The 21,370-nt window shown below is 69.2% G+C and carries 17 protein-coding genes; 5 read left to right on the forward strand and 12 right to left on the reverse strand.

The window, feature by feature from the left end; genetic code table 11:
- Positions 1 to 618 precede the first annotated feature (618 nt).
- The 6 genes from AC07DF_RS14345 to AC07DF_RS14370 all read right to left on the reverse strand — a co-directional run bounded on the left by AC07DF_RS14345 (position 619) and on the right by AC07DF_RS14370 (position 6,215).
- A complete protein-coding gene (locus AC07DF_RS14345) occupies positions 619 to 1,173 on the reverse strand; it encodes a dihydrofolate reductase family protein (protein WP_478970417.1) in 555 nt (184 codons plus the stop codon).
- A gap of 23 nt (positions 1,174 to 1,196) precedes the next feature.
- Entirely contained in the window at positions 1,197 to 1,778 is a 582-nt protein-coding gene (locus AC07DF_RS14350) for a dihydrofolate reductase family protein (RefSeq protein WP_478970419.1), read from the reverse strand.
- Between the two features lie 97 nt (positions 1,779 to 1,875).
- Positions 1,876 to 3,168 carry a glycosyltransferase family 2 protein gene (locus tag AC07DF_RS14355; protein WP_478970421.1) on the reverse strand — a complete coding sequence of 431 codons (1,293 nt, stop codon included), beginning with the start codon at positions 3,166 to 3,168 and terminating at the stop codon, positions 1,876 to 1,878.
- A gap of 1 nt (position 3,169) precedes the next feature.
- A complete protein-coding gene (locus AC07DF_RS14360) occupies positions 3,170 to 3,328 on the reverse strand; it encodes a hypothetical protein (RefSeq protein ID WP_478970423.1) in 159 nt (52 codons plus the stop codon).
- A 123-nt stretch (positions 3,329 to 3,451) separates the two neighbouring features.
- Positions 3,452 to 4,717, reverse strand: a complete 1,266-nt coding sequence (locus AC07DF_RS14365) for a nucleotide sugar dehydrogenase (RefSeq protein ID WP_478970425.1) — start codon at positions 4,715 to 4,717, stop codon at positions 3,452 to 3,454.
- Between the two features lie 889 nt (positions 4,718 to 5,606).
- Entirely contained in the window at positions 5,607 to 6,215 is a 609-nt protein-coding gene (locus AC07DF_RS14370) for a DUF2867 domain-containing protein (protein ID WP_478970427.1), read from the reverse strand.
- A gap of 97 nt (positions 6,216 to 6,312) precedes the next feature.
- Here AC07DF_RS14370 and AC07DF_RS14375 point away from each other — a divergent pair, with 97 nt between their 5' ends.
- Both AC07DF_RS14375 and AC07DF_RS14380 read left to right on the forward strand, forming a co-directional pair.
- A complete protein-coding gene (locus tag AC07DF_RS14375) occupies positions 6,313 to 6,870 on the forward strand; it encodes a TetR/AcrR family transcriptional regulator (protein ID WP_478970429.1) in 558 nt (185 codons plus the stop codon).
- A 125-nt stretch (positions 6,871 to 6,995) separates the two neighbouring features.
- The gene (locus tag AC07DF_RS14380; RefSeq protein ID WP_478970431.1) at positions 6,996 to 8,093 is read left to right on the forward strand and encodes a lysostaphin resistance A-like protein; all 1,098 of its coding nucleotides are present in this window, start codon (positions 6,996 to 6,998) and stop codon (positions 8,091 to 8,093) included.
- 41 nt (positions 8,094 to 8,134) lie between these two features.
- Here the strand turns inward: AC07DF_RS14380 and AC07DF_RS14385 are convergent, their stop codons facing one another.
- The 6 genes from AC07DF_RS14385 to AC07DF_RS14410 form a co-directional block, all read right to left on the reverse strand.
- A complete protein-coding gene (locus AC07DF_RS14385; protein WP_478970433.1) occupies positions 8,135 to 8,812 on the reverse strand; it encodes an HNH endonuclease family protein in 678 nt (225 codons plus the stop codon).
- 599 nt (positions 8,813 to 9,411) lie between these two features.
- Positions 9,412 to 10,548: a patatin-like phospholipase family protein gene (locus AC07DF_RS14390; protein ID WP_478970435.1), complete on the reverse strand. Its 1,137-nt coding sequence runs from the start codon at positions 10,546 to 10,548 to the stop codon at positions 9,412 to 9,414.
- Entirely contained in the window at positions 10,545 to 11,498 is a 954-nt protein-coding gene (locus AC07DF_RS14395; protein ID WP_478970437.1) for a diguanylate cyclase regulator RdcB family protein, read from the reverse strand. Before AC07DF_RS14395 ends, AC07DF_RS14390 begins: the two co-directional genes overlap by 4 nt.
- A 44-nt stretch (positions 11,499 to 11,542) precedes the next feature.
- Positions 11,543 to 12,397, reverse strand: coding sequence for a hypothetical protein (locus AC07DF_RS14400; protein WP_478970438.1), 855 nt, complete (start codon positions 12,395 to 12,397; stop codon positions 11,543 to 11,545).
- A gap of 3 nt (positions 12,398 to 12,400) precedes the next feature.
- Positions 12,401 to 14,254, reverse strand: a complete 1,854-nt coding sequence (locus tag AC07DF_RS14405; protein WP_478970440.1) for an Hsp70 family protein — start codon at positions 14,252 to 14,254, stop codon at positions 12,401 to 12,403.
- A gap of 890 nt (positions 14,255 to 15,144) precedes the next feature.
- Positions 15,145 to 17,472, reverse strand: coding sequence for a (Fe-S)-binding protein (locus tag AC07DF_RS14410; RefSeq protein WP_478970442.1), 2,328 nt, complete (start codon positions 17,470 to 17,472; stop codon positions 15,145 to 15,147).
- 238 nt (positions 17,473 to 17,710) lie between these two features.
- On the opposite strand from AC07DF_RS14410, the gene AC07DF_RS14415 reads away from it, so the two are divergent.
- The 3 genes from AC07DF_RS14415 to grpE all read left to right on the forward strand — a co-directional run bounded on the left by AC07DF_RS14415 (position 17,711) and on the right by grpE (position 21,344).
- Complete coding sequence (locus tag AC07DF_RS14415) at positions 17,711 to 18,703, forward strand: MraY family glycosyltransferase (RefSeq protein WP_478970443.1); 993 nt, start codon at positions 17,711 to 17,713, stop codon at positions 18,701 to 18,703.
- A gap of 140 nt (positions 18,704 to 18,843) precedes the next feature.
- The gene (gene dnaK, locus AC07DF_RS14420) at positions 18,844 to 20,700 is read left to right on the forward strand and encodes a molecular chaperone DnaK (protein ID WP_478970445.1); all 1,857 of its coding nucleotides are present in this window, start codon (positions 18,844 to 18,846) and stop codon (positions 20,698 to 20,700) included.
- Complete coding sequence (gene grpE, locus AC07DF_RS14425; protein WP_454362170.1) at positions 20,697 to 21,344, forward strand: nucleotide exchange factor GrpE; 648 nt, start codon at positions 20,697 to 20,699, stop codon at positions 21,342 to 21,344. Before dnaK ends, grpE begins: the two co-directional genes overlap by 4 nt.
- The last annotated feature ends 26 nt before the right edge of the window (positions 21,345 to 21,370 follow it).

Here is a 21,370-nt window from a genome sequence, read left to right on the forward strand (position 1 = left end):
GGTGGGGAGGGTGGAGTGGGGTGGGCCGGGCTGAGAGCAGGGCCGTTCCCGGTGTGGACGAGGGCGGGGTCGCGGGGGCGGGGCGTGCGGGAGGTCAGGCAGGGTGGGCGGGGCCCCGGGAAGGCGCCGTCGTCCTGGCGGACGCGGTTGTCCTGGCGGACGCGGTCGTCTTGGCAGACACCGTCGTCCTGGCCGGTGCGGTCGACCTGGCCGGTGCGGTCGCCACGGAAAGTGCGGTCGCCACGGAAAGTGCGGTCGCCACGGAAAGTGCGGTCGCCACGGAAGGGGTCGGCGCCGTCCCGGCGGTCGCGGGCATGAGCAACCCGCCCGTCGGCGTGGCCGCCGGGGCGGTGGCCGTCGCGAGGGCGGGGCGCGGGTGCGGACGCCTCTGCGGGCGCCGCCTGTGCTGGTCCTGGTCCATGCGGGAGTCTCCTGCGGCACGCGGGATGCCTGGCGGGCATCCACCGTCGATGAAGTGCCGGGACCGTCCGTGTTCGCCGGGAGTTGTACGGGCGTTCACGGGTGGTCGGCGATCAGGAGACCTGTGTGGGGACGTAAGGGTTGTACGTGAGTTCGGTTAATTCTTGAGGGTTGGACTTCCGAGGCGGAGGCGCCGTGTCACCCGGTCCGCACCGGCCGGTACCGCACGTCCACCGCGGCCTTGCGCTCCTCCCCGACGAGCAGCTCCAGCGGCACGGGCGCGCCCCCGGGGTTGTCGAACAGCCGGATCCCGTCGCCGAGCAGCACGGGCGCGATGTGCAGGTCGATCTCGTCGAGCAGCCCGCGCTCGAGGAGTTGTCGGCCGATGCTCGGCGAGAAGACCTCCACGTTCTTGCCGCCGGCGGCCTCCAGGGCGACGCGCAGCGCCTCGGCGACGTCGCAGCTCAGGAACGTCACGCCGGGCGTCGGCTGCGCGTCCTCCGGGTGGTGCGTGAGCACGAACACGGGGCCCTGCCAGGCGCCGCCGTAGATCCCGGTGGGGTCGGGGTACGCGTCCCAGCCGGCGCGGCCGCCCAGCACGGCGCCGGTCGTCTCGGCGTACTCCTGGACGAGGCCGGGGCGGAAGGTCGCTCCCGTCATCCAGTCCATCGTGTGGTCAGGGCCCGCGACGAATCCGTCGAGGGACATCGTGAAGTGCCAGAGCACCTTGCCCGCAGCGGTCTGCGGTTCCATGTCGGCCGGCCTCCGCTGAACGGTCACGGCTGCTTGCGGACGCGGTAGCGCAGGTGCAGCACGCGGTCGCCCTGGATCACGGTGTGCGGGTCCTCGAGGAGGTGCTGGGTGTCGACCGACCCGAAGTACCGCTTGCCCGAGCCGAAGACGACGGGCACGACGTCCATCGCCACCTCGTCGACCAGCCCGAGGGCGAACGCCTGCCCGCCGACGTCGCCCGCCGCCACGCCGACGTCATGGTCCTCGCCGGTCAGCTCCTTGGCCTTGACGACCGCCTCCTCCACCCCGTCGACGAAGTGGAACGGCGCGTCCGGGTGCCAGTCCTCGGGCCGGGGCCGGTGCGACACGACCACGATGCGATCGCCCGCAGGCGGGGTGCCCTCCCACCCGTTGGTCATGTCGAACACGTGCCGCCCGACCACCAGCGTCCCGATCCTCGCCAGGGTCGGCTTCACGTAGTCGGCCGAGACCTGGGACACCTTGGCGTACTCGTTGAGCCGGACGTCGCCGTTGCCGTACCAGTCGAAGAGAGGCCCGACCTGGTCCTCCGCGTCGGCGATGAAGCCGTCCACGGACACGACGTTGTGCATCACGACGGTGGTCATCGCATCTCCCATGGGTACGGGGGCCTGGGTGGCCCTTCCGCATGTGCAGACCGCTCGCGAGCCCGGAACTCATCGGAGTGCTCGAGCGTGTGTTTGCTCAAGGCCGCTCTGCGAGCGGCACCGGCAGGTTCACCTTGCGCGTGCCCCAGTGGGTGGTACGGGCTTGGGTGAGGGCCCAATACATCGCAGGGCGGACTATGAACAGGTTGAGCAGTGTGACCAGTGGAGTGAGGAAGAGCCAGGCCACGATCTTCTCGCGAGCTGACAGCTCGGGGCGCAGGGCTGCGTACATTCCGGTCTGGGCGTAGGTCATGATCAGCCAGTAGCCGAGGCCTTGCAGGAACAGCAGCTTGTGCTCGGTGTGGTACGGCAGGACGAACAGGACCCAGGCGTACAGGATCGGCATGGTGGCGGTGACGACCAGGCCGTAGAGGCGGAAGAACAAGGGGGCGGCAGAGAAGTTGGTGAGCTCCCAGCCGACGTAGCGCCAGTAGGACTTGAACCACCGCACGCGCTGCGTGAAGAGTTCGTTGAGGTCGGTGGGCATGTTGCTGTAGACCCAGGCCTCGTTCACGGCGACGACCTGGCCGCGCTGGAGCGCGTAGTGGGTCAGGCGCCGGTCGTCTCCCGCCGTACCGGAGGTGACGTAGTCGTTCAGGTTCTCCAGGACGAGTTCCTTGCGGTAGACGGCGAGGATGCCGGAGGTGGGGGCGACCGCGCCGACCTGGGAGCGGGCCATCCTGGTGACCAGGCACCAGGTGACGATCTCGACGTCGATCACGCGGGTGAGCAGGTTGTGGGCGTAGTTGGAGACCAGCGTCAGGCCGGTGCAGGCCTGGACGCGAACATCCGACATGGCTTTCAGGCAGTGCCACAGCCCCATGCGGTGGACGACCGAGTCGGAGTCGACGGTCATGATGAGGTCGTACGTCGACGGATCGACGGTGCGCAGCACGTTCGCCTGGGCCTCGCGCTTGCCCGCGTTCTCCTGGCGGTGCCAGGTGACCAACGGGTGGTCGAACGGGACCACGGGGATCTTGGAGCCGTCGTCGACGACGTGGATCGCGTCGGGCGGGCGGACCTGGTTGATGAGGGCCCAGACGGTCTTGTTCAGGGCTTCGGGAGGTTCGTTGTACGCCGGGACGATGGCCAGCACCCGGCCTTCGTGAGCGGGGAGGTGGGTGAAGCTGCGGCCCTTGACCACCGCGGCCAGGGAGTAGATGAGGACGGCGGTGATGGCGCAGTAGAAGACCAGCGCGGTTCCCCAGGGCTGGGTGCTCCAGTAGAAGTGGTAGACGAGGGTCCAGGCGGTGGCCGCCAGAGTGGCGGCCACACAGACCCAGGTCTGCCACGGGGCGCTGAGGCCCCGTTTGGACGTGCGGTGGGACATGTCAGGCACGTCCCCGCCGGGTGACGGTCCGGTAGGTGAAAGCGCCGACCAGGACGAGTGTCACCGAGATGGCGAGGATCCAGTTCAGCGAGACGCTGGCGCCGAACAGGGTGATGGCTCCCACGCCGGTTCTGGCGAGTGCTCCGTCGTCGTAACCCATGTTGTCTTCCTTCCGGTGTTTTCAGGCAGCACGAAGCTGCCCTCCTGGTGCTGTGAGTTGGTGGTCGTACGAGCGCGCTGGGAAGGCCCCGGTCAGGGCGCGTAGGTCGTCGGGCCCTGTGCCTCAGAGACGCTCGACGTGTGGGGCCGCTGCCATGACGCCTCGGGTGTCCAGCACGTAGGCGGCCTCGGCGGCGACCTGGGCGAGATCGAACTCGGCGTGCGGCGTGAGCAGTACGACGGCATCGAAGTCCGCGACGGCCGTGGCCGCCCCCGAGTCCTGCGCGGTGAAGGGGATGGTCTGGCTGCCGCCGTCGGGCAGGTAGGGGTCGACGACAGTTACGTCCGCGCCCATGGTGCGCAAGCGGTCGATGACCTCGACGGCCGGCGACTGGCGAGCATCGGCAGTGCCCGGCTTGTACGCGGCGCCGAGCGCGAGAATCCGCGCCCCGTGCACGCTCCGCCGGAACCGTCGGCTGAGGGCGTCCTGCAGACGGCGCACCACATAATCCGGCTGGGACTCGTTGATGTCCTGGGCCAGTTCGATGAGCCTGAAGGTCTGCCCGTGCCGTGCCTTGACGTGGTGGCTGAGGTAGACCGGGTCGATGGGCAGGCAGTGTCCGCCCACGCCGGGGCCGGGCAGGAACTTGGTGAAGCCGAAGGGCTTGGTCGCCGCCAGCTCCAGGGTGTGCCAGACGTCGACGCCCAGGGTGTGGGCCATCCGGGAAAGCTCGTTGACCAGGGCGATGTTGACGTGCCGGTAGGTGTTCTCGAACACCTTGGCCAGCTCGGCCTCCTCCAGCCCGGAGGCCGGCACGGTGACATCGGTGACCGAGTCGTAGAAGGCCTTCACCTGCCGCAGACAGTCGTCCGTCAGCCCGGCGACGATCTTCGGCGTGTTCTCCAGCCGCCAGTCGGGATTGCCCGGGTCGATGCGCTCGGGGCTGAAGCCGACGTGGAAGTCGCGCCCGGCGACGAGGCCGGAGCCCTCCTCCAGCAGCGGGACGAGCACGTCACGGGTGGTGCCGGGGTGCGTGGTCGACTCGAGTACGACGGTGGCGCCCGGCTCGATCCACGCGGCCAGCACGCGGCCGGCGTCCCGGACGCAGCTGAGGTCCGGTGCGCGGTCGGTCAGCGGAGTGGGCACGGTGATGACCGCGACGTCGAAGCCCTTGAGGTCCTGCGGGTCCGAGGTGGCGGTGTAGCCGCCCGAACCCAGTACCGCCTGAAGGCGGGTGGACTCGATGTCCTCGACGTACGACGATCCGGCGGCCAGCCTCTCGCAACGCGACCGGTCGGGTTCGTAGCCGGTCACGGTGTGACCGGCCTCGGCGGCCCTCACGGCCAGGGGCAGGCCGACATAGCCCTGCCCCAGCACACATATGTGCATGGTGGTTTCCTCACCCCTGAAGTACGGCCGCCTGTTCCTGAAGCAGGCGGCCGTGGCGTGGTACTGCGTGAGAAGCGGTGTGGGAACGGCACCATCACCGCATCGCCGGCTTGTCCGGGCCCCCTTGCCCGCACGTGCGCGAAGCGCAACCAGCGATCTTCACAAATCCCCCTCATCTGTGGACCTTCATGGTTCAACAAAAATTCGCTAGGCGGAACCCCCTTTACTGATTCGATATCTGTGAAGTGTGCCGGGGGCGCCGGTCATTGAGGGGTGATGCATGGTCAAGTGGCTCTTCGCCGGACCTGTTGTTGCTGGCGCAATGGGGTGTGACGGGTGGCCGGGACTACTGGAGACGAAGAGGGGATCTTCACAATTCCCGGACGGTGTGAGCGCAGGGAACTGCGTCCGCTCGGATGCACTCGCGAATTTCGCGCGCCCCCTAATGCGCCCCCACTCCACATCTCGCACCATCGCCCGTTACCCAGGGTTCGCCCAGGCGGAAGCGATGGGGGCGCGGCCGGCGCCGACGGGCCTCACTCTGTGCGCGCATCGATGGTGCGGTCGATGTCCGGGTCCCGATATTGCCGAACACCCAGCGGAGCAGCATGAGATCGGCCGCCGCGGAGACTCACCACCCGCGGCGGACCGGGAGGGCAGTCGTCCCATGCCAGTCGGATCCGCTCCCGCACGGTCCACAGTCGCCGGCCGAGGGGCGACCCGGGAGCGTCGTAAGCAGTGCCTGGTCCATGGCGGTCCCGTCGTTTCGAAACCGGGCTGCGGGGTGGCGCGTGGAACAACTCCACCACGATCCCTCGCGCCTTCGCCCAAGCCCCGCCGTTGGAGGAGCGGGGGTTGGGCCGAGCCTGGGTCGCGGGGAGGGGAGGTGTCAGCGTGCCGTTCGGTGTGCCGTGTTCTCCTCCCACTCCCGGCCGATCGATCGCATCAGGGCCGGGTACACCCCCAGGTACCGGAAAGGCTTGATGCCGAGCATGTACAGGGCGCCGAGGCGGCCGTTGGGCTTCACCAGGACGGCCATCTGGCCGCGGTAGCCGCCGTTCCCGTCGGGGACCCAGCCGATGTGCATCACCCCGTGCATGGTCTTGTTGGCGTACTCGGCGGCCCACTCGTCGTGTGTCTGGAAGACCGATGTGAAGGGCGCCGCCCTGAGGTCGGGCCCCCGCGGCCCCTCGCGCAGGTCGTCCGGCAGCCGGTCGCGCAGCGTCGCCACCCTGCCGCCGACGCCCGAGTCCGGCTTGTCCCAGCCGAGCAGCGCGCCGAGCTTCCAGCGCACGGCGAAGAGGAAACGGCCCACGGGGTTGCCACCGTCCGGACCGTCCTTGCCGTCCGCCATCTGCCGGACCAGGTGGTGCAGGTCGTCCGGGCCGCCCGGCGTCGGCAGCGCCCACACATCCTCGAGCCGGAAGTCGCCGGCGATCTCATGGATCCGCCAGGGGCGGGACGTGTGGTCGGTTGAGGGAAGGCGCAGATCGCTCATGGCGGATCCTTGTCTATACGGTGGCGTATAGATCGAGCATAGACCCATCTATACGGCTCCGTATACTGGGCCGGGACAGGTGAGGGGGAGACACGGTATGGGCGCGATCCGTACGCCGCGGGACAAGTGGATCGAGGAGGGGCTGCGGGCGCTCGCCGCCGGCGGCCCCGAGGCTGTCCGGGTCGAGGTCCTCGCCCAAGCCCTCGGCGTCAGCAAGGGCGGCTTCTACGGCTACTTCCGTAACCGCGCCGCCCTGCTGGAGGAGATGCTCGACACCTGGGAGCGCGGGGTCACCGAGGACGTCATCGAGCGGATCGAACGCGACGGGGGCGACGCCCGCGAGCGGCTCGGGCGTCTCTTCGACTTCGTGGGGTCGGGCGAGACGCACGTGACCAGCGCCGGGGTCGAACTCGCGATCCGCGACTGGGCCCGGCGCGACGAAGGCGTCGCGCGCTGCCTCCGCCGGGCCGACAACCGGCGCATGGACTATCTGCGCGAGCTCTTCGGGGCCTTCTGTCCCGACGAGGGCGATGTCGAGGCCCGCTCCCTGATCACCTTCTCACTGCGCATCGGCGACCACCTCATCGCAGCCGACAACGGCCCGCGCAGCCGCACGGAGGTCCTCGCCGCGGTCAGGAACCGGCTGTTGGGCTGAGCGGACTGGTCGATAAGTACCAGGTCACAGTGTGTGTGGCTCCGGAGCATCCACCCTGAGACCGAGCGACCGCTCCTGCTGCGGGCGGACGCCCGGGGCGCGCCCCGTTTGGGAAGCTGTCGATCATGACGACCGCCATACCGCCGGGCCCCGACGGCCTCCCCTATCACCGCCTGGGCCACCTCACGGGCCGTCATCGCTGGTGGCGGCCCTTGGTCGGCACTCTGCTGTTCTTCGGCGCCTATCTCCTACTCGTCCTCTTGCTGATCGCCGTCACCTACGTCTTCGGCGCGTTGGCCGGCACCCCCGACCTCCCCGACGGCGGACCGGACTTGGGACCGCTCGGCAACACGGCGATGGAGCTGACGTCCATAGCGGTCGCCCTGCCGCTGGTTCTGCTGGCCGTGTTGTGGCCGGGGCGGCGGCCGGCCGGCACCGTGTCCTCGGTTGCCGGACGGCTGCGGTGGCGCTGGCTGGGGTGGTGTCTGCTGGCGGCGGTGGTCCCCGTGGCCGTGCTGACAGGGACCGCTTTCCTCCTGCCCGAGGGCGAGAGCGGCTCGGGGGAGTCCGAGGTGTGGGTGGGCTGGGGGTCGTTCCTCACGTCCCTGGGCGTGCTGGCCGTCTTCGTCCCGGTGCAGGCCGCGGCCGAGGAGTACGTCTTCCGGGGCTGGCTGACGCAGGCGGTCGGCGCCTTCGTCCGTACTCCCTGGTTCGCGGTGCTCCCGCAGGCCGTGCTGTTCGCCGCCGCCCACGGCTGGGGCACCACCTGGGGCTTCATCGGCCTGCTGGTCTTCGGTGTGGTGGCGGGCTGGCTGACCATCCGTACCGGTGGCCTGGAGGCAGCCGTCGCGCTGCACGTCCTGAACAACCTGGTGGCCTTCGGCACCCTCGCCGCGGTCGTCGACGGGCTGAACTCCGACGAGACCGCGGCCGACTCGCCCTGGCCGCTCGCCCTCGCGGACGTGGCGACGACCCTGCTGTACGCGGCGCTCGTGCTGTGGCTCGCCCGACGCCACCAGCCGCAGCGCCTCGCGCCGCCGGCGCCCGAGCCCACTCCGCACCATCCGCAGTACGCCCCGTACCCGCCGTATGCCCCGTACCCGCCGTACGGCATGCCGTACGGGGCCATGCCCGGCCACACCTTCGGCGCCCCGGGCGGTGTCACGCCGCCGGAAGCCCGAACCGCACCTCATGACGATGTCCCGCCTGCGGCAGGGCCGTAGCCCCAAGGCCACGCTGCCGAGGCGGGATCACGTTTCCTGTTCTACGGCGCGGGATCGTACGTCACGCTGGTGTCGGGGCAGGACTGCCCGAGCCGGGTGAGTGCCTCGAACTCGACGGCGTCGGCACTGAGGCCCCAGCGGAGCTTGGTCGCGACCCACTCCGAGGCGTACCGGCACGTGACGCCGGCGGCCGGCGGCAGCCACTCGGCCGGATCCTTGTCGGCCTTGCTGCGGTTCGAGGCCGCGGTGACCGCGATGAGGGAGGTCGGGGCGCCGAGGTCGTTGGCGTACGCCTCACGCCGCTGGGCGGTCCACTGCGACGCCCCGGAATCCCAGGCCTCGGCGAGCGGCACCATGTGGTCGATGTCCAGGGAGCCGGCCTCGGTCACCCACCGGGCGTCGTAGTACGACCACCACCGCCCGCCGGAGAGCCTGCACCCGGCGAGGACCTCGGGCGGGTCGACCGCCTCGGCGAGGAGCACCTCCGCGCGGGTGTTGCAGCCGTCGGTGGGGATCTGGCCCGCGTTCCAGTGCCGGAAGCTCGTGCGCTGATAGCCCTCCCGCACCTCCTCCGCGAGGGGCAGGACACCGACCGCGGTCGCCATCGGCAGCGTGCGCGGCTCGGCGGCCCGGCCGTGCGCCTGGGCCGGAGTGGACGCCAGCAGGGGAAGGACAACGAGTGCGGCCGCGAGCGCGGCACGCCTGAGGTTTTTGATCACGCATCGCAGAATCGATCGCGTGTACTTCGTTCGAGGGGTTCAACTCGAACGAATGCGCCATATGGGTGCGCGGGTTCACCGGGCAGGTGTTCCATGAGGCACTCGATGGAGAGAACGACCACGGTCTGACTCGGGCCGGTCACCGGTTGTGGGCCAGGGGCCGCCGACCGCACGGAAGTCGAGGTTGGTGACGCTGTTGTGCCAGGCCAGAGTCACGATGCGCGTGCGCGTGCGGCGGCCACTGCAGCATCAGAACGATGTGGAGGACGTCGATGAGACCGACGCCCAGGCAGGCGATGAAGGTCGCGGCGCGCTGCCGGCGGGCGGTCATGTGCGGGTTGGAGACCGTGCGCTGGCGGTGACGCCGCGGACGGCGCGGTCCAAGCGGGGACCGCTCGGAGGTTCCACCGCGTCCCCGAGCGCCTCCTCGAGGGTGAGGATGGAGCGGGCCCGGACGGCAGCAGGCCGATGGCCCGGCCCAGCAGATCGAGCCTGTCCCAGAAGTCGATCGTGCCCACGAGGTACGTGACGGCGGCACCCATGGTGGCGAGGCTGACGGTGAGGGTGCCGGAGCGATCTGAGGCTTCTCGGCACGCGTTTCACGACGTCGGTGATATGCCCCTCAGCCGCTCCAGGGCGGACAGCATCGCGGACTCGGCTTCATCGAGGGCGCCTCGGCGTCCGAGCAGCCGCTCGGTCTCGTCGAAGCGGTCGGCCGCGTCGCGATAACCCAGGGCGCGCAGGGCGGCTACGCGATCGGGCGAGAAGTTCAGCAGACCGGTCAGCGGCCCGAGCGGGCCCGGCGGGACGACCGGGAGGCTCGGCCGGATGTCGACGCGGACGAGGCCGGTCGCAGCGCCCGGCGCCACCCGGGCATCGGGATGCAGGTGCAGGACGACGAGGATGTCGCAGTGCTCTTCCGAGGCGAACGCGCGCACGGGGGTGCGGTCACCGCGGCCCAGGCCGCCGTCGAGGTAGGCGCACCCGTCGATCACTCGGGTCGGGAAAACGAACGGGAGCGCGGCGCTGGCCAGGACCGCCTCTCGGACCTGCGGTGCGGCCAGGTCATTGAGCCTGATGATGGTGGCCCGGGCACCGCCCATCCACCGACCGACCTCCCTCAGGTGCCGCAGTCGCCGGGGCACCTCATGGTGGCCCGTCAGGGGATAGGCGGTGACCCACAGGGGCAGCCCGGCACGGATGCGTTCGGCGTCCACAGCCTCGTCGATCAGTTCTTCGAGCAGGGCAGTCCGCTGCTTGAGAGCCCGCAGGCGCGGGCCCAGACGCCGTATCTGGCGTGCCGTGCTCTCCATGGCCACCCCGGCCTCGTCCAGCGGCAGCCCCCGGGCCTCGGACGGTGCGACTCCCATGCGGACGGAGAAGCGTTCCCAGAAGGTGGCCAGCCGTTCGACGCCGTGGAAGAAGGACTCCCCGCTGGCCAGCACGGCGCCGTTGAGGGCACCGATGCTGGTGCCGGCGATCGCGGACACGCGGGCGCCTCGCTCCGCCATGTAGTCCAGAACTCCGAGTTCGTAGGCTCCCTTGGCCCCGCCTCCGGCCAGCACCAGCCCGATGCGCACGGAGGTGTGCGGGGTGTCTGTCGCCCGGGATCGGCCGACCGGGCCGGGGGACGGGTCCTGGTGCGAAATCCCCGGGCCCGGGTGCGGAGTCCCCGGGCGCCGGGCCACCTCCAGGGCCTTTCGTCCGAGTTCGGTGAAGTCCGCCGAGCCGGTCATGAGGCGCTCCTCGCCTTCTGGAGCCGGGAGCGGCGAGCGGCCGCCTCCGCGAACTGCTCTGCGACCAGTTGCCGCAGCAGTTCCTCCGCGGTCAGGCTGGCGGCCACGTAGCGGGTGCCGTTGCGGACCGCGCCGCGCAATGACGTTCTCGCCACGGCGTCGGGGTCCGCGCCCCGCACCGTGGCCGCCGCCGCTGTGCTGAGCGCGATGCTCAGAGGCCCGCGCGCACCGGTCAGCTCCTCCCGCAGCCCGTCACCCAGCAGTTCGGCCAACATGGCCCTGTGGTCGTCGCCAGGTAGGTGGCGGGTGGCCTCGGCCAGCAGTCCGGTCACGGATCTGACGCCGTCGTACCACGGTGTCGGCGGGTCCTGAAGCATGCGGTCGACCAGCTCCCCTTCGACCTGGGCGCCGCGTTCGGTGTCGGAGAACTCTCCGGCGGGGCCGGCGGCGACCTCCCGGGCGAGGAGTACGGCCCCGAAAAGGCGGCCCAGTCCCGGATCGGGGCGGGGGTGGCGCCAACGTCGGACCGCTTCGTCGATGGCGAGCCTGCTCTCGACCTTGCGCAGCCGCTCGTCGTGCTCTGCCAGCCCGCGCCCGGTCTGTTCGGCGAGTTCCGCCAGCACGAGGGCGAGTTCGCGGATATCGCCCTCGGCCCATTCCAGGCGGCTGTCGAGTTCCTTCACGTCCTCGCGGACCCGGGTCACCTCGTCGGTGACCTCGGCGACGACGAGGTCGGTGACCGCGAGCCGTGCGGTGAGGCTGGACAGCCAGGCCAGGGTGTCGCGTTGAGCGCCGACGATGGCTCCGGTGACGGCGAGGTCCTGTCTGCGTCGTCGTCCGGTGACCTGGCCCAGCAGTCTGGCGAAGAATCCCTGGCGCACCGTGGCCCGCACGAGGTCGTCAGCGGTGTGCAGGTCGTTGAGCAGTTCGAGGAGCAGTCGGTCGTCCACCAGCGGGACGCCTCGGGCGACTTCACGTGGGTTCAACGGCCGGTTCACGGGCGGCCCGTCGGCGCCACGAACACGATCGGCCGGCTGAGGCTCTGTGGCCGGTCGCCGCCCACGACGTACGCGGGAGCGATCAGGAACTCCGGTTGGGCATCGTCGGCCTGCTGCTGTTCCCAGGGCTGGTAGTGGTCCGCCGGCAGGGCCGTCAGATCGACGGCGAAGTCGAGTTCGGCGGTGAGCGCAAGGCCCGCCACGCCCTCGCGCAGTTCCGCCGCCCTCCGGAACACGGCGGCGAACTGGCTCCGGAACTGCGTCCCCTCGGTTGCCAGACCGAGCGCGCGCAGCCGGGCGACGAACTTTTCTTGGGTGCCGGACATCGGCTGGTCGAGCGGCTGGAACAGGAGCACGACGAGGTGCGCGACGGCCTGGGCGCGCCGCCGCGCCAGCTCCGTGCGTCCTTCGTCCCCGTCCTTGGGGCACAGCAGGCGTCCCAGATCGCGCAGGGCCTGCGTCACCAGCGTCCGGTACATCTGGGCGAGTTCGAGGTGCCGTCGATGGACGTCGGAGGTGGCGCGTCCCGCGTCGATCGCGTCGCGCACTCCCTGGTTCCGCAGGGCGTCCAGAAGCAACTCGACGTTGTGTGCCACAGCGTCGAGCCGCTCGCCGAGGCTGTCCACCCTGCGAAGCAGAGCTTCCGTCCCTGCTTCCGTCCGCGTGGTGACGGCCTCGGTCTGCCGCTTGATGTCCTCGGCGACCTGCTCGCGCAGCCACCGGCACAAGGCAGCGGTGTCGCGCTGGTTCTTCTCTTTCTTGCCCGAACCCCACCCACGCGTGGAGCCCGGTTCCAAGAACTCGTCGTGTTCGTAATCTTCGGAGTCGAAGTTGTAGTTGCCCCGGTCCATGGATCACCCACCTGCCTTGCCGTGCCGTCCGTACAGTTCCGTGAACGTGATCGTTGCCTTGCGGCGCGCGCCACTTACCCGGTCGCGGGTTTCGACCGCGATCTCCGAACCGCCGAACGCGTAGTAGATGTCGAGCCTTCGTTTGGACGAGGGCAGGTTCACGGAGCCGGACACATCCGCGGTGACCGTCCCCACGAGTTCACAGCCCTCCTCGTCGGTGTACTGCGGATCGTCGCTGAAGGTCACGAACAAGCCGATGTCGAGGCGGCGGAGGTCGCGTTTCGTCACCCCGAGGGTGTCCTCGACTACCCGGTCGACGGGGACCAAGTCGCCGCGCCGCACCATGACGCTGAATCGCTGCCTGCAGCTCACGTCCCCTTCATCGTTGATGAAGTGCTTTTCCGCCGGGTCCACCCCGTCACGGAAAGGCATGGAGCAGCCGAAGCCGTAGGTGTACTTCGAGCGGCGTCCCCAGATGACGGACGGGTCGTAGGCGAAGTGCACGGCCCCGCCGAGGACGGCGACCGCGGGATCCTGCGGGATCACTACCTTGATCTCGCCGCCGAACCGGTGGGCGATCCGGTCCCGCAGATAAGTGGAGCGGGCAAATCCGCCGACGATGAGGATCTGGTCCACGCTCTTGACGGGCCCGCCGCCGAGGACGATCCGACACTGCCGTTCGATCGTTTCCAGAACCGGCTCGACGACCGAGTCGTGGAGTGCGGTGACCTCCTCAGGGGTCAGGACGAGGTGATAGGGGTCGTCGAAGGCCAGTTTTGTCAGCCGCTCCTTGGTGGAATCCGTGAGTGCCTCCCAGAGCCGGCCGGGTATTTCGATGTCGCAGGGGCTGGTGAGGGTCGGTGTGCCGTCAGGGCCCGTCTCGGAGTGCAGGCCGAGCTTCTGCTCCTCCCAGCGGTCCTCCAGCATGGCGATCTCCCGCGGGTGGGAGACCGTCAGTGCCTTCAACTGCTCGACGCCGAAGCGGTCGGCGAGCACCTGCTCGACGAAGTGCTGATTGATGTAGGCCGATCCCAGTGGGCCGCCGTCGGCGATTCCGATCTCGGCCAGCCGGTTGTGGCTGACGCCTTCCGGGCGGATCTGGTAGCTGGTGATGTCGACGGTGCCGCCCCCGCAGTCGACCACCATGAAGCGGCTGCCGGCCGTCGCGACGTCGAGACGGCCTTCGGGCCGCGTCGGTCCGAGCAGGGTGCCGGGGGTGAGCGCGCAGTAGACGGCCGCTGCCTCCGGTTCGCTGACGAGCAGCAACCGTTCCGCGTCGGCGGGCATGCCGGCCTGTGCAGCGGCGTCACGCATCGCCCGTTTCTCGGAGTCCTTCCAGATCGCGGGTACCGTGATGCACCAGCGGATGTCGTCCTCCGTGAATCCGATACCGCGGTAGCTCGTCGCCTCGATCTCCTTGAGGGCTGTCCGGTACAGCTTGCCGAGACAGCCCGCGATCAATCCCCGCACCGCTTGGCGGTCGCCGCCGGCGAGGCTGCCGTGGAAGCGGGGGATGTCGACCCGCGGGGCGTCGGACCGCAGCGCCATCTTGAACCTGGTGGCGTATCCGAGACGGCTCGGATTTCCCCGGCTGAGCTCGGTCTGCCAGCGTTTGCGGGCCTCGAACCCGAACTCAATGGCCGTTCCGTACTGATCCACCAGGACAGCCGTCAGATCCTTCGGATAGGAACTGCTGCCACCGTGGGGCACGAAGTCCTGGTAGACGATGTAGCGGTTGTTGATCACGTTCTGCAGATTCGAAACAGTCGCCCAGGCGAATCCTGAGCCATGTGTTCCGAAGTCGATGGCAGCGACGACCTTGGGCACGAACGTGCTGACGGACGGTGAATGGCTCAACCCAGCCCTCCCCCTCAGACCGGATGCGGGCAGGGGACAAGAAGACTCGCGCTGTCAGGTCCCCACCCTCGTACGCGCGAACCGGCCTGCGGAGTGGCCGATTCAACGCGTTCTTCATTCCCACGGGGCCGCTGTGAAAACACACAACAATGTTGTCAGTCGGGAGATCTCGCAGACTCGTCTCGCGGGAATTTCCTAAGGTGCCGCTGCTCGTAGACCACACCTACCGCACCGGCTGCTGACCGCCGATGACGAGCGGTCCGAGCGATTCTGCTCGAATGAGTCAATTTTCTGTCGGATGTCTTTCGTCTGTGCCTATGCGGCCGTCGAGGCCGGTCACGTCATCAAGGACGGAAGCGAAGGTGAATACCGCACCGAGTCGTACTCGCTGAAGCGGGAAGTGGGACACATTTCGCTTGCCAGAAAGCGAGTAAGCCTTGGCTTGAGCATCCCGCTGGGATCGGAAAGCAGCTCAACGGCCGGTGGCGAGCATCCGGCGCGCGCCCTTCGGGCCATCGGGAAGGTAGCGCACCGGGAGCCCACCACCCGAGGGTGCCGAACTCGGTGGACAGCTCGACGAGGGACGGCACCCGGCTGCCGACGGCATAGGACCCGTCGTCGATGCGGGCGGTGATGGCGGCTGCTACAGCGCAAGCAGAGACCCCCGCGACGGGTGGAGCCGTCCGGGGGCGTGGCCACCATCCGAAGCCGGACGGAGCTGATGACGTGATCGACCTTGTCTGCCGCTTCCTTGTGCGGTCGGGCCTCTTGGCCATCCCCCGCGAGAGGAGCTGTCGCCCCGTTCACCCACCCCGATCCTCGGAACGACGACGTCCCCTGCTGTTCCATCACAGCAGGGGACGTCGGAAACAACCGCGACCAGGGAAGCGCTACTTCACCGGCTCCGGCTCCGGCGCGTTCTCCGAGTCCGACGTGCCCGCCGGCGGCTCGCCGCCGTCGTTGTCGTCGTCACCGTCGGAACCCTCCGCGGGGACCGGTGTCTTGACGGAGTCCAGCAGGAGCTGGGCCACGTCCACGACGGTGATCGACTCCTTGGCCTTGCCGTCGTTCTTCTTGCCGTTCACGGAGTCCGTGAGCATGACGAGGCAGAACGGGCAGGCCGTGGAGACGATGTCGGGGTTGACGGACAGCGCCTCATCAACCCGCTCGTTGTTGATGCGCTTGCCGATGCGCTCTTCCATCCACATCCGGGCGCCACCCGCACCGCAGCAGAAGCCGCGCTCCTTGTGGCGGTGCATCTCCTCGTTGCGGATGCCCGGGACGCTGGCGATGATCTCGCGCGGGGGCGTGTAGATCTTGTTGTGGCGGCCCAGGTAGCACGGGTCGTGGTACGTGATGATGCCCTCGACCGGCGTGACCGGGACCAGCTTGCCCTCGTCGACGAGGTGCTGGAGCAGCTGCGTGTGGTGGATGACCTCGTAGTCGCCGCCGAGCTGCGGGTACTCGTTGCCGAGCGTGTTGAGGCAGTGCGGGCAGGTCGCGACGATCTTCTTCGCGGACTTCGGCTTGCGGGACTCGTCGGTGACCTTGCCCTCGTCGTCCATCTCCTCGCCGAAGGCGGCGTTGAGGGACATGACGTTCTCCATGCCGAGTTCCTGGAACAGCGGCTCGTTGCCCAGGCGGCGGGCGGAGTCGCCCGTGCACTTCTCGTCGCCGCCCATGATGGCGAACTTGACGCCCGCGATGTTCAGCAGCTCCGCGAAGGCCTTGGTGGTCTTCTTGGCGCGGTCCTCGAGGGCGCCCGCGCAGCCGACCCAGTACAGGTACTCGACCTCGGTCAGGTCCTCGATGTCCTTGCCGACGACCGGGACCTCGAAGTCGAGCTCCTTCAGCCACTCCAGGCGCTGCTTCTTCGCCAGGCCCCAGGGGTTGCCCTTCTTCTCCAGGTTCTTGAGCATCGTGCCCGCCTCGGACGGGAACGAGCTCTCGATCATCACCTGGTAGCGGCGCATGTCGACGATGTGGTCGACGTGCTCGATGTCGACGGGGCACTGCTCGACGCAGGCGCCGCACGTGGTGCAGGACCACAGGACGTCCGGGTCGATGACGCCGTTCTCTTCGGCGGTGCCGATCAGCGGGCGCTCGGCCTCCGCCAGAGCGGCCGCGGGCACATCGGCCAGCTGCTCCTCGGACGCCTTCTCCTCGCCCTCCATCGTCTTGCCGCCGCCGGCCAGCAGGTACGGCGCCTTGGCGTGCGCGTGGTCCCGCAGGGACATGATCAGCAGCTTGGGGGAGAGGGGCTTGCCCGTGTTCCAGGCGGGGCACTGCGACTGGCAGCGGCCGCACTCGGTGCAGGTGGAGAAGTCCAGCAGGCCCTTCCACGAGTACTGCTCGACCTGGGAGACACCGAAGACGTCGTCCTCGCCCGGGTCGGTGAAGTCGATCGGCTTGCCGCCGGAGGTCATCGGCTGCAGGGCACCGAGGGCCGTGCCGCCGGTCGCCTCGCGCTTGAACCAGATGTTCGGGAAGGCGAGGAAGCGGTGCCAGGCCACGCCCATGTTGGTGTTCAGGCTGACCGTGATCATCCAGATCATGGTCGTGCCCAGCTTGATCATCGCGAAGAAGTAGACGAGGTTCTGCAGCGCGGCGAGGCTCAGCCCCTTGAACGCCAGGACCAGCGGGTACGACGCGAAGTACGCGGCCTCGTAGCCCTCCACGTGGTGCAGCGCGCCTTCGAGGCCCCGCAGTACGTAGATGGCCAGGCCGATGGTGAGGATGACGTACTCGACGAAGTACGCCTGGCCCATCTTCGATCCGGTGAAGCGGGACTTGCGGCCCGGGCGCGACGGCAGGTTCAGCAGGCGGATCACCATCAGCGTGGCGATACCGACGGTCGTCATCGCGGCGATGAACTCGATGTAGAGCTCATAGGGGAGGAAGCCGCCGATGACCGGCAGCGTCCAGTCGGCCTGGAACAGCTGGCCGTACGCGGTGATGATCGTCGGCGGCAGCGTCAGGAAGCCGATCGCCACGAACCAGTGGGCGATGCCGACGATGCCCCACCGGTTCATGCGTGTGTGCCCGAGGAACTCCTTCACCAGGGTCACGCTGCGCTGGTAGGGGTTGTCGGTCCGGGTACCGGCGGGGACCGGCTGGCCCAGCTTGAAGTACCGGACGAACTGGCCGATCGCGCGTGCGAGCAGCGCGACGCCGACCACGGTCAGAACCAGCGACACGATGATCGCGGCGAGTTGCATGGGGGCTCCTCGGGCCTGCGAGGGGTTCGCGGGAAACCTGTCGTTCTTGAAGGTTCCCGAAATTACTAAGCGGTAACTTATGCAGTCCGTCTGAGACTACCCCTATCCTCCGCCGCACTGTAGCCGGGTGGGGGGTGATCTGAATCGCTGAGGGTTGCCTCAGGTCCGGACGTGATCCGGGCGCGATCCAGTCGTGTTAGTCGTACCGAAATGTCATAGTCCCGCCTAATTTATATCCGTGCTCTACGGGATCAGTGCCGCCGCCATCGCCCTTCTGCTCACCGCCCTGCTCGCTGCCCTCCTCCGGGCGCCCGCCCGGTGGTCGCGCCTGGTGGACCGGCGGCGGCAGCAGGAGGTGCCGCTGTCCGGTGGTGTGGCCGTCGTGGTGGTCACCGGGGTGGTGGTGTGGGCCTACGGGTGGGTGGAAGGTGTGCCGACCGGGGGCGAGGTGCGGGAGTTGCTCGTCGCCGGGGGTGTGGTGGCCCTGCTCGGACTGGTCGACGACGTGTGGCGGCTGCGGCGGCGGGTGCTCTTCGCCGGTACGGCCGTGGCGGCCGCGTGTGTCGTGCCGTACGGGGAGACGGGTGTGGGGACCGGGCTGCTGGCCGTCGTGTGGGTCGCGGGGATGGCCCTCGGGTTCCGGGGGGTCGATCACGCCGACGGGCTCGCCGGGACCGTGGGAGTCGTGACCGCCTTCGGGGTGGGGGTCTGCGCGGCGGTCGAGGTGATGGACGGGATCGCCGTGCTGATGAGCGTGCTGGCCGCCGCGCTGACCGGGTTCCTGATGCACAACTGGCATCCGGCCCGGGTCGGGCTCGGGGCGTGCGGGGCCATGCCCGCGGGGTTCGTGATCGCCCTGGGGGCCGTGTACGCGCGGGCCGGGTCCGGGATCGGGGAGAGCGCGGGGGTGCTGTTCGCGCTGACCGCCCTGGTGTGCGCCGACGCCGGGCTGGTGCTGCTGTCGCGGCGGATGGCCGGGCGGGCCGTTCTCCGCAGCGGCCCGGACCATCTCGCGCACCGGCTGCGGCGGCTCGGGCTGACCGCGCCCGGCGCGAGTCTGCTGCTGGGCGCCGGGGCGTTGGCCGGGGTGGCCGTCGGGGTACTCGCGCACGCCGGCTGGGTCGGCGGCGACGCGCTGTGGTGGGTGGCGGGCACGGCGCTCGCCGTCGTCCTCGCTGTGTCACGCGTCTCGGTGTACGCCTCCCGACTGCCCCCGGGCTCCTCGCCGTGAGATGTCGCCGCAGGTCAGAGCACCGTTGCGTGTAAGGAACGGATAAGACTTGAGTCCGGTCGACTCAGCTCTGTTGACCGGTCGGGGGCCGTCGTGCACACTTGAGTCCGTTCCACTCAAGTCAGCTGGAGGAATCAACCATGGCACGTGCGGTCGGCATCGACCTGGGCACGACTAACTCCGTCGTCAGCGTTCTGGAGGGCGGCGAGCCCACCGTCATCACCAACGCCGAGGGCGCCAGGACCACGCCGTCCGTCGTCGCCTTCGCCAAGAACGGTGAAGTGCTCGTCGGAGAGGTGGCCAAGCGCCAGGCGGTCACGAACGTGGACCGGACCATCCGCTCCGTCAAGCGGCACATGGGCACGGACTGGAAGATCGAGCTCGACGGGAAGCCCTTCAACCCGCAGCAGATCAGCGCCTTCGTGCTCCAGAAGCTGAAGCGGGACGCCGAGTCCTACCTGGGCGAGAAGGTGACCGACGCGGTCATCACCGTCCCGGCGTACTTCAACGACTCCGAGCGCCAGGCCACGAAGGAGGCCGGCGAGATCGCGGGCCTCAACGTCCTGCGCATCGTCAACGAGCCGACCGCCGCCGCGCTGGCGTACGGCCTCGACAAGGACGACCAGACCATCCTGGTCTTCGACCTCGGTGGCGGTACGTTCGACGTCTCGCTGCTGGAGATCGGCGACGGCGTCGTCGAGGTGAAGGCCACCAACGGTGACAACCACCTCGGTGGTGACGACTGGGACCAGCGCATCGTCGACTACCTGGTCCAGCAGTTCCAGTCCGGCCACGGCGTGGACCTGGGCAAGGACAAGATGGCCCTGCAGCGTCTGCGCGAGGCCGCCGAGAAGGCGAAGATCGAGCTGTCCTCGTCCACCGAGACCTCGATCAACCTGCCCTACATCACCGCCTCCGCCGAGGGCCCCCTGCACCTCGACGAGAAGCTCACCCGCGCCCAGTTCCAGCAGCTGACCGCGGACCTGCTGGAGCGCTGCAAGACGCCGTTCCACAACGTCATCAAGGACGCCGGGATCAACCTCTCCGAGATCGACCACGTCGTTCTCGTCGGTGGCTCCACGCGTATGCCCGCCGTCGCCGAGCTGGTCAAGGACCTGACCGGCGGCAAGGACGCCAACAAGGGCGTCAACCCGGACGAGGTCGTCGCCATCGGCGCCGCCCTGCAGGCCGGTGTCCTCAAGGGCGAGGTCAAGGACGTCCTGCTCCTCGACGTCACCCCGCTGTCCCTCGGTATCGAGACCAAGGGCGGCATCATGACCAAGCTCATCGAGCGGAACACGACGATCCCGACCAAGCGGTCCGAGATCTTCACCACCGCCGAGGACAACCAGCCCTCCGTGCAGATCCAGGTCTACCAGGGCGAGCGCGAGATCGCGGCGTACAACAAGAAGCTCGGGATGTTCGAGCTGACCGGTCTGCCCCCGGCGCCCCGCGGCGTCCCGCAGATCGAGGTGTCCTTCGACATCGACGCCAACGGCATCATGCACGTCACGGCGAAGGACCTCGGCACCGGCAAGGAGCAGAAGATGACCGTCACCGGCGGCTCCTCGCTGCCGAAGGACGAGGTCGACCGCATGCGCCAGGAGGCCGAGCAGTACGCGGAGGAGGACCACAAGCGCCGCGAGGCCGCCGAGTCCCGCAACCAGGGCGAGCAGCTCGTCTACCAGACCGAGAAGTTCCTCAAGGACAACGAGGACAAGGTCCCGGGCGAGATCAAGACCGAGGTCGAGGAAGCCGTCGCCGAGCTGAAGGAGAAGCTCAAGGGCGAGGACTCGGCCGAGATCCGCACCGCCACCGAGAAGGTCGCGGCCGTCTCGCAGAAGCTCGGCTCGGCCATGTACGCCGACGCCAACGCCGCGCAGGCCGACGGTGCCTCCGCCGGAGCCGGCGCGGCCGGTGCCGGTGACGCCAAGGCAGACGACGACGTCGTCGACGCCGAGATCGTCGACGAGGACCGGAAGGACGGTGCCGCGTGACGGAGGAGACCCCGGGCTTCGACGAGCAGCAGCCCGACGTCCCTTCCGGCGCCACCTCCGATGACGCCGAGCCGAAGGCCGCCTCCGAGGAGGGGGCGGCCCCGGCCGGGGACACGGGCCAGGACGTGGCCCTGGTGGCCCAGCTGGACCAGGCCCGCACGGCGCTCAACGAGCGCACGGGCGACCTCCAGCGCCTCCAGGCCGAGTTCCAGAACTACCGCCGCCGGGTCGAGCGCGACCGGATCGCGGTCAAGGAGATCGCCATCGCGAACCTCCTGACCGAGCTCCTGCCCGTGCTCGACGACATCGGCCGCGCCCGCGAACACGGCGAACTGGTCGGCGGCTTCAAGTCCGTCGCCGAGTCGCTGGAGAGCACCGCGGCGAAGATGGGCCTGCAGCAGTTCGGCAAGGAGGGCGAGCCCTTCGACCCGACGATCCACGAAGCCCTGATGCACAGCTACGCACCCGACGTCACCGAGACGACGTGCGTGGCGATTCTGCAGCCCGGGTACCGGATCGGCGAGCGCACCATCCGCCCCGCGCGGGTGGCGGTGGCCGAACCCCAGCCGGGGGCACAGACGGTCAAGGCGGACGAGTCCGCCGACGCCGACGACAAGGAGAGCGGTGGCCCGGACGAGGGCTGACGTCATCACGGACGACAGGAAGGAGG

The organism is Streptomyces sp. NPDC044719 (genome assembly GCF_056433405.1).